18 protein-coding genes and 1 pseudogene are annotated in these 17106 nt (G+C 63.8%); 15 read left to right on the top strand and 4 right to left on the bottom strand.

All coding sequences use genetic code 11. From position 1 onward, the window contains the following. From FJ527_RS24645 to FJ527_RS24625, 5 genes and pseudogenes are all read left to right on the top strand, one after another. A pseudogene (locus FJ527_RS24645) lies at positions 1–162 on the top strand (rhizopine-binding protein); the annotation flags it as partial. A 108-nt stretch (positions 163–270) separates the two neighbouring features. Further along, positions 271–1347, top strand: a complete 1077-nt coding sequence (locus FJ527_RS24640) for an ABC transporter permease (protein WP_140660215.1) — start codon at positions 271–273, stop codon at positions 1345–1347. 2 nt (positions 1348–1349) lie between these two features. Further along, positions 1350–2132 (top strand): ATP-binding cassette domain-containing protein, encoded by a 783-nt coding sequence (locus tag FJ527_RS24635; protein WP_015314568.1) that lies wholly within the window; start codon positions 1350–1352, stop codon positions 2130–2132. Between the two features lie 115 nt (positions 2133–2247). Further along, a complete protein-coding gene (gene iolG / locus FJ527_RS24630) occupies positions 2248–3243 on the top strand; it encodes an inositol 2-dehydrogenase (protein WP_015314567.1) in 996 nt (331 codons plus the stop codon). 30 nt (positions 3244–3273) lie between these two features. Next, on the top strand, positions 3274–4068 hold the full coding sequence (locus tag FJ527_RS24625; protein WP_015314566.1) for an SDR family oxidoreductase: 795 nt from the start codon (positions 3274–3276) through the stop codon (positions 4066–4068). 35 nt (positions 4069–4103) lie between these two features. On the opposite strand, the gene FJ527_RS24620 is transcribed toward FJ527_RS24625, so the two are convergent. Together FJ527_RS24620 and FJ527_RS24615 are read right to left on the bottom strand one after the other, a co-directional pair. Next, entirely contained in the window at positions 4104–4523 is a 420-nt protein-coding gene (locus FJ527_RS24620) for a type II toxin-antitoxin system VapC family toxin (protein WP_140824248.1), read from the bottom strand. A 2-nt stretch (positions 4524–4525) separates the two neighbouring features. Next, entirely contained in the window at positions 4526–4771 is a 246-nt protein-coding gene (locus tag FJ527_RS24615; RefSeq protein ID WP_140711829.1) for a type II toxin-antitoxin system VapB family antitoxin, read from the bottom strand. Positions 4772–5037: 266 nt separating this feature from the next. Between FJ527_RS24615 and FJ527_RS24610 the strand changes: the two genes are divergently transcribed. From FJ527_RS24610 to FJ527_RS24600, 3 genes are all read left to right on the top strand, one after another. After that, positions 5038–6129 carry a 3-deoxy-7-phosphoheptulonate synthase gene (locus FJ527_RS24610; protein WP_140824247.1) on the top strand — a complete coding sequence of 364 codons (1092 nt, stop codon included), beginning with the start codon at positions 5038–5040 and terminating at the stop codon, positions 6127–6129. Positions 6130–6245: 116 nt separating this feature from the next. Then, positions 6246–6611 carry a metalloregulator ArsR/SmtB family transcription factor gene (locus tag FJ527_RS24605; RefSeq protein ID WP_140615371.1) on the top strand — a complete coding sequence of 122 codons (366 nt, stop codon included), beginning with the start codon at positions 6246–6248 and terminating at the stop codon, positions 6609–6611. Then, the gene (locus FJ527_RS24600; protein ID WP_140824246.1) at positions 6589–7104 is read left to right on the top strand and encodes an SRPBCC family protein; all 516 of its coding nucleotides are present in this window, start codon (positions 6589–6591) and stop codon (positions 7102–7104) included. The genes FJ527_RS24605 and FJ527_RS24600 overlap by 23 nt, the downstream gene beginning before the upstream one ends. A 42-nt stretch (positions 7105–7146) precedes the next feature. Here FJ527_RS24600 and FJ527_RS24595 read toward each other — a convergent pair whose 3' ends face one another. After that, positions 7147–7782 (bottom strand): LysE family translocator, encoded by a 636-nt coding sequence (locus FJ527_RS24595; RefSeq protein ID WP_140615369.1) that lies wholly within the window; start codon positions 7780–7782, stop codon positions 7147–7149. Positions 7783–7911: 129 nt separating this feature from the next. On the opposite strand from FJ527_RS24595, the gene FJ527_RS24590 reads away from it, so the two are divergent. Then, positions 7912–8610 carry a YafY family protein gene (locus tag FJ527_RS24590; RefSeq protein WP_140824245.1) on the top strand — a complete coding sequence of 233 codons (699 nt, stop codon included), beginning with the start codon at positions 7912–7914 and terminating at the stop codon, positions 8608–8610. Between the two features lie 20 nt (positions 8611–8630). Here FJ527_RS24590 and FJ527_RS24585 read toward each other — a convergent pair whose 3' ends face one another. Beyond that, the gene (locus FJ527_RS24585) at positions 8631–9740 is read right to left on the bottom strand and encodes a Gfo/Idh/MocA family oxidoreductase (RefSeq protein WP_140824244.1); all 1110 of its coding nucleotides are present in this window, start codon (positions 9738–9740) and stop codon (positions 8631–8633) included. Between the two features lie 151 nt (positions 9741–9891). Here FJ527_RS24585 and FJ527_RS24580 point away from each other — a divergent pair, with 151 nt between their 5' ends. The 6 genes from FJ527_RS24580 to iolB all read left to right on the top strand — a co-directional run bounded on the left by FJ527_RS24580 (position 9892) and on the right by iolB (position 16985). After that, entirely contained in the window at positions 9892–10737 is an 846-nt protein-coding gene (locus FJ527_RS24580; protein WP_140660212.1) for a MurR/RpiR family transcriptional regulator, read from the top strand. Between the two features lie 158 nt (positions 10738–10895). After that, positions 10896–12830 carry a 5-dehydro-2-deoxygluconokinase gene (gene iolC, locus FJ527_RS24575; protein ID WP_140824243.1) on the top strand — a complete coding sequence of 645 codons (1935 nt, stop codon included), beginning with the start codon at positions 10896–10898 and terminating at the stop codon, positions 12828–12830. Between the two features lie 37 nt (positions 12831–12867). Then, on the top strand, positions 12868–14718 hold the full coding sequence (gene iolD / locus FJ527_RS24570; RefSeq protein WP_140824242.1) for a 3D-(3,5/4)-trihydroxycyclohexane-1,2-dione acylhydrolase (decyclizing): 1851 nt from the start codon (positions 12868–12870) through the stop codon (positions 14716–14718). A 107-nt stretch (positions 14719–14825) separates the two neighbouring features. Then, complete coding sequence (gene iolE / locus FJ527_RS24565) at positions 14826–15743, top strand: myo-inosose-2 dehydratase (RefSeq protein ID WP_140824241.1); 918 nt, start codon at positions 14826–14828, stop codon at positions 15741–15743. Positions 15744–15783: 40 nt separating this feature from the next. After that, positions 15784–15996, top strand: coding sequence for a DUF3329 domain-containing protein (locus FJ527_RS24560; RefSeq protein ID WP_015314553.1), 213 nt, complete (start codon positions 15784–15786; stop codon positions 15994–15996). A 176-nt stretch (positions 15997–16172) separates the two neighbouring features. Then, a complete protein-coding gene (iolB, locus tag FJ527_RS24555; RefSeq protein ID WP_140711811.1) occupies positions 16173–16985 on the top strand; it encodes a 5-deoxy-glucuronate isomerase in 813 nt (270 codons plus the stop codon). The last annotated feature ends 121 nt before the right edge of the window (positions 16986–17106 follow it).

The raw sequence follows: 17106 nt of genomic DNA, 5'->3' as shown, positions 1-17106 counted from the left end.
GACCTTGATGCCACCGTCTTCCAGGACGCCGCCGGCCAGGGCGCGGGGGCGCTGGATGCCGCGCTGAAGCTCGCCAAGGGCGAGAAGGTCGAGCACAAGGTCTATGTCCCGTTCCAGCTGGTCACGCCGGCCAACATCGACAAGTTCCTGAAGAAGAACTGAGCCGCGGACATACGGAGCGGCGCTCTCGCGCAGCGACAGCGCCGCTCCGCTTCCCTCGGCACCCGAAGATGCTCGGGGAACGACCGCGGCTGACGGAGGATAGAAGAATTGGCACAGACATCTCACGGCGTCGGCGGGGTCAGCTATGACGCCAGGAAGCGCACATGGCCGGCCGAGTTCAACGTCTTCCTGGCGCTCGTCATCCTCGTCGTCATCTTCGAACTGATCGGCCGGGTCTTTCTCGGCGACAGCTTCCTGTTCAACACCCGCAGTGACGTCTCCGGCCTCTTCAACGAGGCGCGCCTGCAGATCATCATCCTGCAGGTGTCGATCGTCGGCATCATCGCCATCGGCGTCACGCAGGTGATCATTACGGGTGGCATCGACCTGTCCTCCGGCTCGATCGTCGGCGCGACGGCCATGATCGCCATGAGCTTTGCCCAGGTCGCGACCGTGAACGGCAATCCCAACCCCAAGGCGATGTTTCTGGCCCAGGGCTGGACCGACCTGCCCGTGATCGTCCCGGTGCTGGTGGCGATCGGCTGCGGCCTGCTCGCCGGCCTGGTCAATGGCGCGCTGATCGCCTACACGCGCATCCCGCCCTTCATCGCCACGCTCGGCATGATGGTGACCGCGCGGGGCATCGCCAAATGGTGGTCGAAGGGCCAGCCGATCTCGTTCCCGACGGACAGTTTCGCCGCCATCGGCAAGGGCCTGATGCCCGTCATCATCTTCCTGTCGCTGGCCGTGCTGTTCCAGCTGATCATGACCTACACCAGATATGGCAAGCACTGCTACGCGATCGGCTCCAACGAGGACGCCGCGCGCATGTCTGGCATCAAGATCGCCAACCACAAGATCCTCGTCTATGTCATCGCCGGCATTCTTGCAGCACTCGCCGCCGTCGTGCTCTCCTCCAAGAACCTCACCGCCCAGGCCGGCATGGGCGTCATGTACGAACTCGATGCCATCGCCATGGCGGTCATCGGCGGCGTCTCGCTGTCGGGCGGCCGCGGCTCCATCATCGGCACGGTGATCGGCGCGCTGATTTTCGGCGTCATCATCTCCGGCTTCACCTTCCTGCGCCTCGACGCCTACTACCAGGAGATGGTCAAGGGCGTGATCATCGTCGGCGCGGTCGTTCTCGACCAGTGGCGTCAACGCATGCGGGCATTGAGGGCTTGACCATGCCAGATATCTCCACGACAGACATCGTCCTGAAGACCGAAAACCTGACCAAGCGCTATGGCGGCGTGCATGCGCTTGAAGGCGCCAATTTCGAGCTGCGCAAGGGCGAGCATGTCGCCATCATGGGTGACAACGGCGCCGGCAAGTCGACCTTCGTGCGCCAGATTACCGCCGTCGAGCAGCGGACCAGCGGCCAAGTCTGGTTCGATGGCAAGGAAGTGAATTTCGCCGGTCCGATCGAGGCCCGCGAGGCAGGCATCGAGACGGTGTTCCAGAACCTGGCGCTGGCCGACGACCTCGACGTGCCGTCGAACCTGTTCCTCGGCCGCGAAAAAGTGCTGTTCAATCTCGGACCGTTCTCGATCCTCGACCGCAAATACATGCGCAAGGCAACCGAGGCGGCGCTGGTCCGCACCGCGGTCAAGATCCCCAACCTCTCCAACACCATCCGCCATATGTCGGGCGGCCAGCGGCAGTGTGTGGCGATCGCCAGGACGGCGACCTTTGCCTCCAAGCTGATCATCATGGACGAGCCGACGGCGGCCCTCGGCGTGCAGGAGACGGCCCAGGTCGAAAACATCATCCGCACGCTGAAGGACAATGGCGAGCCGCTGATCCTGATCAGCCACAACATGCGCCAGGTGTTCGACCTTTGCGACCGCATCGTGGTGTTCCGGCGCGGCCGCATCGTCGCCAATCTGCGCAAGGAAAATACCGACGGGCAGGACATCGTATCCTATATCACCGGCGCCAAGACCGGCGAGGCGGAACTCGCGGCCTAAGGGCCGGGCTTGGAGGCGATGGTCATCGCCTTCCCGTCGATTTGTCTTGACCGTAAAATCATTCAGCGCCCATGACCGGCGCCCCGCTTCGAACCATCCCCAGAGGAAAATATCCATGACTGTTCGCTTCGCCCTCCTTGGTGCCGGCCGCATCGGCAAGGTCCACGCCCGCGCCGTGGGTTCCAACCCCCAGGCAAAACTGGTCGCCGTGGCCGATGCCTTCGAGAAGGCGGCGAGCGAATTGGCTGTTGCCTATGGCGCCGAGGTGCGCAGCATCGACGAAATCGAGAAGTCCAAGGACATCGACGCGGTCGTCATCTGCACGCCGACCGACACCCATGCCGATCTGATCGAGCGCTTCGCCAAGGCCGGCAAGGCGATCTTCTGCGAGAAGCCGATCGACCTCGACGTCAAGCGGGTCGAGCAGTGCCTGGCCGTTGTCGACAAGGCCAAGGCGACCCTGATGGTCGGCTTCAACAGGCGTTTCGACCCGCATTTCGCCGCCGTGCGCAAGGCGATCGACGACGGAGCCATCGGCACGGTGGAGATGGTCACCATCACCTCGCGCGACCCCGGCGCGCCACCCATCGACTACATCAAGCGTTCGGGCGGCATTTTCCGCGACATGACCATCCATGATTTCGACATGGCGCGCTTTCTGCTCGGCGAGGAGCCTGTCGCGGTCAGCGCGCACGCCTCGGTGCTGGTCGACAAGAAAATCGGCGAAGCCGGCGATTTCGACTCGGTCAGCGTCATCCTCGAAACGGCTTCGGGCAAGCAGGCAGTCATCTCCAATTCGCGCCGCGCCACCTATGGCTACGACCAGCGCATCGAAGTGCACGGCTCGAAGGGCATGGTGGCGGCCGAGAACCAGCGGCCGGTGTCGATCGAGCTCGCCAACGAGAAGGGCTATACGCGCCCGCCGCTGCACGACTTCTTCATGACCCGCTACCTCGACGCTTATGCCCTCGAGATCGCCGCCTTCATCGCGGCGGCGACATCAGGCAAGAAGGCGGCGCCGAGCGGCGCTGATGGCCTCGTGGCGCTGAAGCTGGCCGATGCGGCGCTGAAGTCGGCGACCACGGGCAAGACCATTCGTCTCGACAAGTAAGAACCGGACCCAACGCACAGGAGCAGAGCGATGAGCGCATCCGCCGATCGCAATTCGAATACACGCGCCATCGTCACCGGCGGTGCGCAAGGCATAGGATTCGCGGTCGCCGAAGCGCTGGCCGACGAAGGCTGCCGGGCGCTGGCGCTCATCGGCCGCTCGCAGGAGAAGGGCGACAAGGCTGTTGCTCATTTCAGGAAATCAGGCGTCGACGCCATCTTCATCAGCGCCGATGTCTCCAAGGTTGCCGACTGCAAGCGCGCGGTCGCCACCGCGCTCTCGCATTTCGGTACGATCAACGCCCTGGTCAACGCCGCCGCCACCTCGGCGCGCGGCTCGCTGGTCGAGACCTCAGAAGAGCTGTTCGACCAGATCTTCGACACCAATGTGCGCGGCCCGTTTTTTCTGATGCAGGGCGTGGTGGCGCATCTCTTGGAGAAAAAGGCGCCCGGATCGATCGTCAACGTGCTGTCGATGTCGGCGCATACCGGGCAGTCCTTCCTGACGCCCTATTCGACCAGCAAGGGCGCGCTGATGACGCTGACCAAGAACGTCGCCAACGCTTATCGCTTCAACCGCATCCGCTGCAACGCCGTGCTGCCCGGCTGGATGGACACCGAGGGCGAGGACATCGTGCAGAAGAAATGGCACGATGCGCCCGACGACTGGCTGGCGAAGGCCGAAGCCGCGCAGCCGATGGGCCAGTTGGTCAAGCCGGACCAGCTCGCACGGCTGATCAGCTACATGGTCAGCCCGCAATCGGGCGTCATGACCGGATCGCTGGTCGACTACGATCAGAGTGTCGCCGGGTCGTCGCCGGAGTAGGTTCATGCGAGCGATCTGCGTGGCGCACCTTGAATCTATCCTATGTCTGTCTTTTTGAAATCCTGACCGGTGTAGAGCAAAGCCAAATTATATGCCTTGCAACAGGCGTAGGAAAAGCAATCGCCCATATTGAGCTGCGCCGGCGAATCGACACCCTTGCCGTAACTGCGTGCGGCTTCGATGGCGAGCCGCCCGACTTCGGCCGAAATGAGGACCTCGCCGATTCCCAAATCCTGCACGAAACGGTCCACGGCCGCATTCGCCTTTGCGACTGCCGCCGGTTGGATGGGTGAAGGCAGGGGGGTCTTTGAACGCGCCAAGGCCATTGCGGTCTCGAAACGAACGATCGCCGAAATGAAGAAAGGCCCGCCATGGGCGTCCATCCGGGCGGCGAGTTCTCCTGCCGTGGGCTTCGGACGCAACAGAGCGACGACCGCCGAAGCGTCAATGAACAAGCTCATAGCCCCTCTGAAAGCTCGTCCGAATAGGCTCTCATATCGAAGTCAGGATTATCCGCTCCGATTTCGCCAGCCATTCTGACTGCCTCCGCCAAGCGTTCCGATACAGTTTGGACACTGCGGGCGCGCTCAATTTCATGCGTCAGGGCCCGGCGAACCGCCTCGGCTTTGCTCGGCGCCTTTGTGAGGCGCTGCACCTCAAGTACCAGCCGGTCGACTTCCCGGTCCTTCACATAAAGCGGCATTGGAGCATATCCTTTTTGGAATATCCAACATATACCTTCGTACATATTCAAACAAGGTCGCCATCAGGTGCGTGACATTCAACGCGAGTTCAGCTATAGCCCACGCATGATCAACCTGACCGCCACGTATTGGTACTTTAGGAGCTCGCTGGCGGCGGGAGGATTGCGCTCGATCTGAAGATTGCAGCAACAAGATCCGAACAAGCCGCCAGACCTGGCGGCTTTTTTGTTTCAGCCGGCAGGTTCCCAAACAGGAGCAGAAAGCCGTGTTGACCACCACAGACGACCTCCGGGTCAAGGAACTGAGACTGCTGAGCACGCCGGACGAGGTGATGCGCGAGATACCGCGCTCACTCACGGCGACACGCACCGTTGCCGCCTCGCGCAACGCCATTCACTCCATCCTCACCGGGGCCGACGATCGGCTTGTTGTCATCGTGGGCCCTTGTTCCATCCACGATCCGGTCGCGGCCGTTGATTATGCCAGCCGTCTGGCGGCGCTGCGCGAGGCTCTGTCCGACCGGCTCGAGATCGTCATGCGCGTCTATTTCGAGAAGCCGCGCACCACGGTCGGCTGGAAAGGCCTGATCAACGATCCCGACCTCGACGGCAGCTTCAACATCGACAAGGGGTTGCGGATGGCGCGCAACGTGCTGTCCGCCGTCAACAATCTCGGCCTGCCGGCGGCGACCGAATTCCTCGACATGACGACGCCGCAATACATCGCCGATCTCGTCGCCTGGGGCGCGATCGGCGCACGCACGACCGAGAGCCAGATCCATCGCGAGCTGGCCTCGGGTCTCTCCTGCCCGGTCGGCTTCAAGAACGGCACCGACGGCAATCTCAGGATCGCCGGCGAGGCGGTGAAGTCGGCCGCCCAGCCGCATCATTTCATGGCGGTGACCAAGGGCGGACGCAGCGCCATCGCGGCGACCACCGGCAATGAGGATTGCCATGTCATCCTGCGTGGTGGCGTTCAGCCCAACTACGATGCGGCAAGCGTCGAAGCCGCATCGGTCGAACTCGTCCGCATCGGTATCGCCCCCCGTCTGATGATCGACGTCAGCCATGCCAACTCAGCCAAGAAGCCGGAGAACCAGCCCAAGGTCGCGGCCGATGTCGCGGGCCAAGTGGCGGCTGGCGACGGGCGCATCATTGGCGTCATGATCGAGAGCAATCTCGTCGCCGGCCGGCAGGATGTCGTGCCCGGCAAGCCACTGGTCTACGGCCAGAGCATCACCGATGGCTGCATCGACTGGGCGACCACGGAGACGGTGCTGCACGGGCTCGCGGGCGCCGTCGAATGGCGCCGGTCGGCGCGCCGCGCCATACTGGACAGCCGGCAGGGCGCCGCCTGATCTGGGGGAGCATAAGGGCGGCGCTTCCAGTTTCAGTCCAGGACCACGCCGCTCTTAGGCCCCGCAGCGCTCACCTCCTTGCATGTCACCGATCCGCGTGTTACATACTGAACCAAATGGTTCAGTATTCTCCTGCCCGCCTGGATGCCTCGTTCGCCGCGCTTTCGGACGCCACCCGACGTGGGGTTCTGGAGCAGCTCGGCCGTGCGGATGCTTCGATTACGGACTTGGCCCAGAAATTCCACATGACCCTCACGGGCATGAAGAAGCATGTCGGCGTTCTGGAGCAGGCAGGCCTCGTCACGACGCGGAAGGTCGGGCGCGTGCGGACCTGCAAGCTCGGCCTGCGCCGCCTGGAGGAGGAGACGGCATGGATCGAGAGATACCGCCAGCTCTGGGCCGCACGCTTCGACGAGCTGGACAAGGTTGTCGAGGAAATGAAACGGAAGGAGGAAGCCGATGGACGAAACAAGAGCGAATGAGCCCACCCCCATGCAGAACCGCACGACGGTGGAACGGAAGTCCGACCGCGAGCTGGTCGTCACGCGAAGCTTCGACGCGCCGGCCCGCATCGTGTTCGAGGCCTGGACAAAGCCCGAGCTGTTCAAGCAGTGGTGGACGCCGAAATCGATGGGCATGTTCCTGCGTTCCTGCGAGATGGATGTTCGTGTGGGAGGCGGGTACCGCTTGGTGTTCGGGCATGATGACTCGCACCCCGCCGAGTTCTTCGGCAGGTATCTCGAAGTGACACCGCCCTCGCGCCTCGTCTGGACCAATGACGAAGGTGGTGACGGTGGACCCGTGACCACAGTGACCTTCGAGGAAAAAGGCGGCAAGACGCTGCTGGTCATGCACGAGGTCTATCCCTCGAAGGAGGCCCTCGACGCCGCCGGTACCGGGGCGGCGGATGCGATGGCCGAGACGTTCGGGCAGTTGGACGAGCTTCTCGCCACGCTGCGGCACGGCGCCGCCTGATCCGGCAGGCGCCAGAAGGCGGCGGTTCGGTTCAGCCCGAGACTACGCCGCCCTCAGCCCTTCCCATGCGGTGAACACGGAGACCGCGAAGAGCAGCAGCCCGGCCGCCCGGCCGGCAAGGATGGTCACCCGTGGATTGGCGATCAGAAGCTTGCGGCTGCGGCCGGCCGATATTGCGAGCCCGCCATAGACCGCGGCCTGCGTCAGCACGGTCAGCAGGCCCATGATCGTCGCCTGCATCCAGATCGGGCCGTAGTCCGGTTTCAGGAACTGCGGATAGACGGCGAGCACGAAGAGGTAGGCCTTCGGGTTGATCAGGCAGGTCACCAAGCCTTGGCGAAACGCCTTCCATGCCGAGCGGCTGCCGGCGGGGCCCTCGTTGCCGACGGTGATGGAGCTGCGCATCAGCGTGATGCCGATGAAGGCCATGTAGGCGGCGCCCGCAAGCAGCAGCGGCTTGAACAGGATCGGCAAGAAATGCACCAGCAGGCCGACGCCGATAGCGCCGTTCAGCGTGTGCACCATGCCGCCGACCATGATGCCGCCGGTCGCGGCAAGACCCCTGTCGCGGCCGCCGGTCAACGCATTGGCAAGCACGAACAGCATGTCCATGCCTGGAACGGCGATGATGCCGAACAGGAGGATAAAGAACAGCCAGAGATTTTCAGCATAGCCCATGTCAGTTGCCTTTTGTTCCGCTCGGCCCAGCCTCGGCGGAACCTGTTGATTTTCAAATCGATAGGCAGTCCTATAGGCAGGCCCAACTGACGATGGTGTGTCAGTTGTGATCGGTACCGGGTTAGAAAAATGCGCAAGGCGTCACGCCTGTTCGAGATCATCCAGATCCTGCGGCTGGCGCGGCAGCCGGTGACGGCGGCAATGATCGCCGGGCAACTGGAAGTGACGATCCGCTCGATCTATCGCGACATCGCGGCGCTGCAGGCGATGCGCGTGCCGATCGAGGGCGGGCGTGGCATCGGCTACATCCTGCGCCCCGGCTTCGACTTGCCGCCGCTGATGTTTTCGATCGAGGAAATGGAGGCGATCGTCCTGTCGCTGGCGCTGCTGGAGCGCACGGGCGACGACGAGCTCAAGCAGGCGGCCAAGCGCGTCGGCGCCAAGATCGCCGGCGCCGTGCCGCCGCCCTTGCGCCAGACGCTCGACGCCAACGCGTTGCACGCCTGGGGCTTCGCCGCGCCCTCCGCAGGTGTGATCGACCTGGCGCTGGTGCGCCGCGCCATACGCGACGAGGAGAAGCTAGAGCTCTCCTATCGCGACGAGCTTGGTCGCGCTTCCGAGCGCCTTATCCGCCCGATCGCTCTGATCTATCACGCCGAAACCGCCAACATCGTCGCCTGGTGCGAGCTGCGCCAGGCGATCCGCAACTTCCGCAGCGACCGCATCGAGGATTGCCAGCCGACCGGGCTAGGCTTCAAGGGCGAAGGCGATCGTTTGCGGCAGGTCTGGGTCGACGGATGGGAAGTCAATGCAGCGGCCGCCGGCTAAAGCGACCAGCATAGCGAACCCTACCTCACATCCACCCAGCGCTTCTCCTCGAAGGAGCGCGCCATGGCGTGCACGGTGCGCTCGATCTCCAGTCCTTCGGCGAACTCGATGAGCCGGGCCGGCTTGCCGGCAAGCCGTGTCAGCAATTCATGGCATTCGATGATCTTGAGGTCGTTGAAGCCGAGGCCGTGGCCGGGCGCCGGCACGAAGAGGTCATAGGGCCTGTGCTGCGGCGCCACCAGAATGGTGCGGTAGCCCTGTTCGGTGGGTCGGTCGGACGTCAGGTAGAGCTGGAATTCGTTCATCCGCTCCTGGTCGAACAGGATCGATCCCTTGGACCCGAAGATCTGGATGGCGATGCGGCCCTTGCGGCCCCAGGCCGAGCGGTTGACCTGCAGCGTGCCGGCAATGCCGTTCTCCAGATGCATGAGCACGCTGGCAATGTCGTAGGTCTCCACCGCGCGCCGGCCGCCTGAAGCCAGCTTGCGGTCGGCATAGGGCTTGGCCATGTCGCAGATGACGCTGCCGACGCGGCCGAACAGCGCGGAGACCAGCGACAGCGGATGCACGGCGAAATCGTCGAGCGCGCCATAGCCGGAAGTCGCCTCGTGTTTCCAGAAGAACAGCGCCTCGGGATCGGCCATGAAATCCTCGTCCATCTCGATGCGCAGATGGTTGACCTCGCCGATGATCTTCTCGTCGAGCAGCGCGCCGATGTGACGGATGGCCGGGCTCTGGATGTAGTTGTAGCCAAGCGCGGCGACCTTGCCTGATTTCTCCGCCGCGGCCGCCATCGCCTCGGCTTCGGCAAAGCTCGGCGCCATCGGTTTTTCGCACCACAGATGCTTGCCGGCTTCGAGGACAGCGATGGCCATTTCCGGATGGAACTGGTTCGGCGTTGTCAGCGACACGATATCGACCTCCGGGTCGTTGACGACGGCGCGCCAGTCGCCGGTGGCTCTGGCGAAACCGAACTCGCCTGCCTTGCGCATGGCGAGATCCTCATTGACCTCGCCCAGATGGACGAGCCGTGGCTTGGCCGCATCGGGGAAGACGGCCCCGACGGCGCTCCACGCGATGGCGTGGCATTTGCCCATGAAACCCGTGCCGATAAGACCGACGCCGACCATTTTTCGTTCCTCCGCTGCCATAAAGCTGAGTGGATGAATTAGTCCATTTTTTCCAGGAATGGAATGTCTGCCTCATTTTTTATGGCGTTCTTGCGCAGGCTCGCTATGATGGGGCAGAGAGGGTGTCCAGACAGGCTTGGGCAGAGGGATGATGGACGAACAGGTACCTCGCGACTTCGAGACGCTGCGTGCCACGATTCTGGACCGGCGCGAGAGCCTGCCCAAGCGCATCGCCCAGATCGCCGCCTACGCGCTCGACAATCCCGACGACATCGCCTTTGGCACTGCCGCCAGCATCGCCGCTTCGGCCGGCGTGCAGCCCTCGACCCTGATCCGCTTTGCCCAGCAACTCGGCTTCGACGGTTTTACCAGCCTGCAGCAGGTGTTCCGGGAACGTCTGCGCGAGCGCAACTCTTCCTATGACGAGCGGCTGCAGGCGCTGCGCGCCAAGGCCGAGGGCGGCGCCGGCCATCGGGCAATCTTCGACGGCTTCATCGCCGCCGCCAGCACCTCGCTCAACGACATTTCCCGCACGCTGGATGATGCGCATCTGGAAGAGGCAATTTCGCTGCTGGCGAAGGCGCAGACCATCTATGTCTTGGCCAAGCGGCGCTCCTATCCAGTGGCTTCCTACATCGCCTATGCGCTCGGCAAGCTGAAGATCCGCAACCAACTGATCGAATCGGCCGCCGGCCTGAATGCCGAGATGGTCGGCTTCGCCACACCGGCGGACGCCGTCATCGCCATCAGCTTCTCGCCCTACGCGCCGGCCACGATCGAGGAGGCGCGCGCCATTTCCGAGCAGGGCGTGCCGATCGTCGCCATCACCGACAGCTCGTTCTCGCCGCTCGCCCAGTTCGCCAGGGTCTGGTTCGAGGTTGCCGAGGCGGATTTCGCCGGCTTCCGTTCGCTGTCGGCGACAATGGCGCTGGCCATGGCGCTGACCGTCGGCGTCGGCGAGAAGCGGCGCGACGCGAGCCGTAAGCGCAAGGCTTGATCAAGCGTCCCATCAAGGCAATTTTAGCCTAGGGAATGCTCATTCCATATTGACTATGGATTGGAATTATTATTTCATATTGCTGGCGCCACGCAGCCGCTCGCGCGTGTTACCCAAAACAATGTTGTCCATGACGACAAGACCGACGGGAGGTTCCAATGAGCGAAGCCGTGGACGCAAGACAGGCGCCGCTCGATGTCATCACCATCGGCCGCGCGACAGTCGACCTCTATGGCCAGCAGATCGGCTCGCGGCTGGAGGACATCACCTCCTTCGCCAAGTCTGTCGGCGGCTGCCCGGCCAATATTTCGGTCGGTACGGCAAGGCTCGGGCTGCGCTCGGCTCTGCTGACGCGCGTCGGCGACGAGCAGATGGGCCGCTTCATCCGCGAGCAGCTGAAACGCGAAGGCGTCAACACCGACGGTCTGAAGACCGACAAGGAGCGGTTGACCGCGCTGGTTCTGCTTTCGGTCGAGAGCGAAGGCGTTTCGCCGATGATTTTCTACCGATCCGACTGTGCCGACATGGCGCTGGCCGAGGAGGACATCGATGAGGCGTTTATTGCCTCGGCCCGTTCGATCGTCGTCACCGGCACGCATTTTTCCCGCCCCAACAGCGATGCCGCCCAGCGCAAGGCGATCCGCATCATGAAGGCCAGGGGTGGCAAGGTCGTGTTCGATATCGACTATCGCCCGAATTTGTGGGGCCTTGCCGGCCACGCCGAAGGCTTTGAGCGCTATGTCAAATCCGACCGCGTCTCGGCCCAGTTGAAGACGGTGCTGCCCGATTGCGACCTCATCGTCGGCACCGAGGAAGAGATCATGATCGCGTCCGGCGCCGACGACTGCCTGAGCGCGCTGAAGACGATCCGCTCCCTGTCCTCGGCCACCATCGTCCTGAAGCGCGGCGCCATGGGCTGCATCGTCTATGACGGACCGATCAGCGACGATCTCGAGGACGGCGTCGTCGGCAAGGGTTTCCCGATCGAGATCTACAATGTGCTCGGCGCCGGTGACGCCTTCATGTCCGGTCTGCTGCGCGGCTGGCTCGGTGGCGAAAGCCTTGCCACGGCGGCGACCTGGGCCAATGCCTGCGGCGCCTTCGCCGTGTCGCGGCTGCTCTGCGCGCCGGAATACCCGACCTTCGAGGAGCTGCGGTTCTTCCTCGAGAATGGCAGCAAGCATCGCGCGCTGCGCAAGGACGAGGCGATCAACCACATCCATTGGGCAACCACACGCCGGCGCGACATCCCCTCGCTGATGGCGCTCGCCTGCGATCACCGTGTGCAGCTCGAGGATGTGGCGGCCAAGACCGGCGCCGATCCGGCACGCATCCGTAATTTCAAGGTGCTGGCGGTCAAGGCAGCGGCCAAGGTCGCGGCCGGCCGCGACGGCTATGGCATGCTGATCGACGAGAAACATGGCCGCGAGGCGATGTTCGAATTCGCTCGCCACCCCTTCGCCTGGCTTGGACGCCCGGTGGAACTGCCGGGCTCGCGGCCGTTGCGCTTCGAATTCTCGCAGGACATCGGCTCGCAGCTTACCGAATGGCCTGTCGACCACTGCATCAAGTGCCTGTGCTTCTATCATCCCGACGATCCGGCGGAACTGAAGGAAGAACAGCAGCAGAAGCTGCGCGCGCTGTTCGAGGCCGCGCGCAAAGTTGGCCGCGAACTTCTCATCGAGATCATCGCCGGCAAGCACGGCAAGCTCGACGACACGACGATCCCGCGCGCGCTGGAGGAACTCTATGCGCTCGGCATCAAGCCGGACTGGTGGAAGCTCGAACCGCAGGCGTCGAGCGGCGCCTGGGCCAGGATCGAGGCGGTGATCCTGAAGCACGATCCCTGGTGCCGGGGCATCGTGCTGCTTGGCCTGGAGGCGCCGCAGGACGAACTGGAGGCCGCTTTCGCCGCTACGGCCAACGCGCCCATCGTCAAGGGCTTTGCCGTCGGGCGCACCATCTTCGTCCACGCAGCCGAACAATGGCTGGCCGGCAGGATGTCGGACGACGAGGCTGTCGCCGACATGGCGTCGCGCTTCGAACAGTTGACCGAAGCGTGGCTTGTCGCGCGCGGCCGCAAGGCGGCATAACAAGGCGCAACGGCGTAGGACTGCGGAGGAAAACACCATGAGCAAGACAATCCGCCTGACGATGGCGCAAGCGCTGACCCGCTTCCTGTCCCGCCAGATGACCGAGGTCGACGGGAAAAAAACGCCGATCTTCGGCGGCGTCTGGGCGATCTTCGGCCACGGCAATGTCGCCGGCATCGGCGAGGCGCTCTACCAGGTGCGCGACGAATTGCCGACCTTCCGCGCCCACAACGAGCAGGCGATGGCGCATGCGGCGATCGCCTATGGCAAGGCCAATTTCCGCCGCCGCTTCATGGCCGCGACCTCTTCGATCGGTCCCGGCGCGCTGAACATGGTGACGGCGGCGGCCCTTGCCCACGTAAACAGGTTGCCCGTCCTGTTTTTGCCGGGCGACGTCTTTGCCAACCGCATTCCCGATCCCGTGCTGCAGCAGGCCGAGGATTTTTCCGACGGCACGGCGACGGTCAACGACTGCTTCCGCCCGGTGTCGCGCTATTTCGACCGCATCACCCGGCCGGAGCAGATCATCCCGGCGCTGAGCCGCGCCATGCAGGTGCTGACCGATCCGGCCGAATGTGGACCGGTGACTTTGTCGCTTTGCCAGGACGTGCAGGCCGAGGCCTATGACTATCCCGAGAGTTTCTTTGCCGAGCGGATCTGGCGCCAGCGCCGGCCGCGTCCGGACCGTGACGAACTGGCGGCGGCCGTGGCGGCGCTCAAGGGAGCCAGGAAGCCGCTGATCATCGCCGGCGGCGGCGTGCTCTACTCCCAGGCGTCCGACGAACTGGCCAAGTTCGCCCAAGCCGCCGGCATTCCGGTCTGCGAAACGCAAGGCGGCAAGTCCTCGCTGCCGGACGATCACCAGCTCAACATGGCAGCGGTCGGTGTTACCGGCACCTCTTCCGCCAACCGGCTGGCGGAAGAGGCCGACGTCGTGCTGGCCATCGGCACGCGGCTGCAGGATTTCACCACCGGCTCGTGGGCGCTGTTCAAGAATTCCGGCAAGACCATCATCGGGCTCAACGTGCAGCCCTTCGATGCCGGCAAGCACCGGGCGCTGCCGCTGGTCGCGGATGCCTGGGAAGGGCTGGCCGAGTTGGCAACCGCTCTGCAAGGCTGGAAGGCGCCCGCCGCCTGGACCGACAATGCGGCCGCCGGCAAGAAGGCCTGGCAGGCCGACGCGGCCAAGGTGACGGCCTCGACCAACGCTGCTTTCCCCTCGGATGCGCAGGTGATCGGCGCCGTGCAGCGCGCCATGGGCTCAGGCGTGACGCTGCTGCATGCGGCAGGCGGCCTTCCCGGCGAACTGCACAAGCTCTGGCAGGCCGGCGCGCCCGGCTCCTACCACGCCGAATATGGCTTCTCGACCATGGGTTACGAGATCGCCGGCGGGCTCGGCACCAAGATGGCCAAGCCCGACGAGGAGGTCGTCGTTATGATCGGCGACGGCTCCTACTTGATGCTCAACTCCGAGATCGCCACCTCGGTGATGCTCGGCCTGAAGCTGACCGTGGTGCTGCTCGACAATAGGGGTTTTGGCTGCATCAACCGGCTGCAGATGGCGACCGGCGGCGCCAACTTCAACAATCTCTTGCAGGACTCGCGCCATGAAATCCTGCCTGACATCGACTTTGCCGCGCATGCGGCGAGCATGGGTGCGATATCAGAGAAAGTGCCGTCGGTTGCCGAGCTGGAAAACGCGCTGCAAAAAGCCAAGAAGAACGACCGCACCACCGTGCTGGTCATCGACACCGATCCGCTGGTTTCGACCGATGCCGGTGGCCATTGGTGGGACGTGGCGGTGCCCGAGGTTTCGGCGCGGCTTCAGGTGAACGCCGCGCGCAAGGCCTATGACGAGAAGCGGCGGATGCAGAGCGTCGGCGATTGACGCCAGCTCCCTTCTCCCCGTCACGATACGGGGAGAAGGTGCCGGCAGGCGGATGAGGGGCGGCGCCAGCGCCAAAAAAATTGAACTGTCTAATCCGGAGTGACGACTTGAAAGCCAAATTGGGCATGTCCCCCATCGCGTGGTGGAACGACGATCTTGCCGAACTGAGCGATGACGTGTCGCTGGAGGAATGTCTGCGCCAGTCGCGCTCTGCCGGCTTCACCGGCATGGAGATGGGCCGGCGCTTTCCCAACGACCCCGCCATCATGCTGCCGATCCTGAAGGCCGCCGACGTGACGCTGTGCGGCGGCTGGTTCTCGGGCACGCTGGTCGATGAGGAGATGGCTGCCAACAAGGACCGCATCCAGCCGATGATCGACCTGTTCAAGGCAGTCGACGCGCCCTGCATCGTCTATGGCGAGGTCGGCCGCTCGATCCAGGGCGACCGTTCCAAGCCGCTCGCCACCAAGCCGAAGTTCACTGGCGACGAGATGAAGGCCTACGCGCGGCGCCTGACCGAATTCGGCGAATGGTGCGCCGAGCAAGGCATGCCGCTGTCCTATCACCATCACATGGCGGCTGTGGTCGAGACCGAGCCGGAGCTCGATGCCTTCATGCGCCATTCCGGCGAAGGCATCCCACTGCTGCTCGATGCCGGACACCTCGCCTTTGCCGGCGGCGACGTGCTGCGCGCCATCGACAACCACCACAAGCGCATCAGCCACGTCCATGTGAAGGACGTGCGCATGGGCGTGATCGAGAAGCTCGACCGTACGAAGCAGTCCTTCCTCGATGCCGTGGCGCTCGGCGCCTTCACCGTGCCGGGCGACGGTTCGCTCGATTTCGGCGCCATCGTGCAGCGCTTCGCCGACCACGGCTATGAAGGCTGGTTCGTGGTCGAGGCCGAGCAGGACCCGAAGAAGAACCCGCCGCTGAAGATGGCGCAGGTTGGCCACAAGGAGCTGATGCGGGTGATGACATCAGCCGGTTACACGGTGGAGACGCAAGGGTTTCCGAATGCCTGATCGGGTTCTCGCCAGGCCGGGCTTGCTGTAGGCTGGCCAGATGAAAGATTCCGAGCACCCCTTCTTCCGGCCATTGTGGCGGCGTGTCGCCGTCGTCGCGGTCTGCCTCATCTGGTCGGTCATCGAGTTCGCCACCGGCACGCCGTTCTGGGGCGTCATCGCGCTCGGCTTTGCCGGCTACGGCGCCTGGCAATTTTTTTATCTTTATAAGCCGGCCGACGAGACGAAGCCTCCGGCCGATCCGAAGGAATAGGCGGTCCATGGCGCGAGCAGTTTTGTGGATTGGATACTGCGAGCGTAACGGATCGCACACGTCGGCGATTGGCCGAAACGCCCCTCGCTTCGTCATCCTAGGGTCTTCGCGACGGAGCTTCGCTCCTGCTCCGCCCCAGGATGACGAAGTTGGAAGGCTAGGATAGGAGAGACAAAATGTCGAAACTGCTCGTCAAGGCCGACAAGGGCCATGGCCGCGTCGCCCATGTGACGCCGAAAAGCGCCGGCTGGACCTATGTCGGTTTCGACCTGCATCGGCTGAAGCCGGGCGAAAGCGCCTCGGGAAAGACGGACGACCGCGAAGTCTGCCTGGTGTTCGTGACCGGCAAGGGTACCGCGAAAGCCGGCGGCAAGGATCTCGGCCTGCTCGGCGAGCGCATGTCGCCCTTCGATGGCAAGCCGTGGTCGGTCTACGTGCCGCAGGGATCGGACTGGTCGGTAACGGCCGATACCGAGCTGGAACTTGGCGTCTGCTCGGCGCCTGGTCTTGGCGGTGGCCTGCCGGTCCGGGTGATCGGACCGGACGATCTCGGCCAGGAGGTGCGCGGCAAGGGCACCAATACGCGCTACGTCACCAACATCCTGCCGGAAGGCCAGCCGGCCGACTCGTTGCTGGTCGTCGAGGTCATCACGCCCGGCGGTCACACGTCGAGCTACCCGCCGCACAAGCATGACCAGGACAATCTGCCTGCCGAATCCTATCTGGAGGAAACCTATTACCATCGCCTCAACCCGCCGCAGGGCTTTGCCTTCCAGCGCGTCTACACCGATGCCGACAAAAGCGGACATCGTGCGCTGGACGAAGCCATGGCGATCGAGGACGGCGATGTGGTGCTGGTGCCCAAGGGCTATCACCCCTGTGCCGCCTGCCACGGCTATGACCTCTATTATCTCAATGTGATGGCCGGACCGAAGCGGACCTGGAAATTCCACAATGCGCCCGAGCACGAGTGGTTGATGAAGGCCTGACCGTCTCGCGTTTCCGGCCGAACTTATTGGTCCAGCTGGGAAAAATCGTCGGCTAAGGACCCTAGGGGTCGATTTGCCTTCTAAAACCCGTCAAAGCTTCGTCAATCCGTCATGGAAATCA

Source organism: Mesorhizobium sp. B2-4-18 (assembly GCF_006441385.1).
Taxonomy (GTDB): domain Bacteria; phylum Pseudomonadota; class Alphaproteobacteria; order Rhizobiales; family Rhizobiaceae; genus Mesorhizobium; species Mesorhizobium australicum.
Note: the sequence above shows the minus strand (reverse complement) of the source record. Positions and strands in the feature narration are given on the sequence as shown.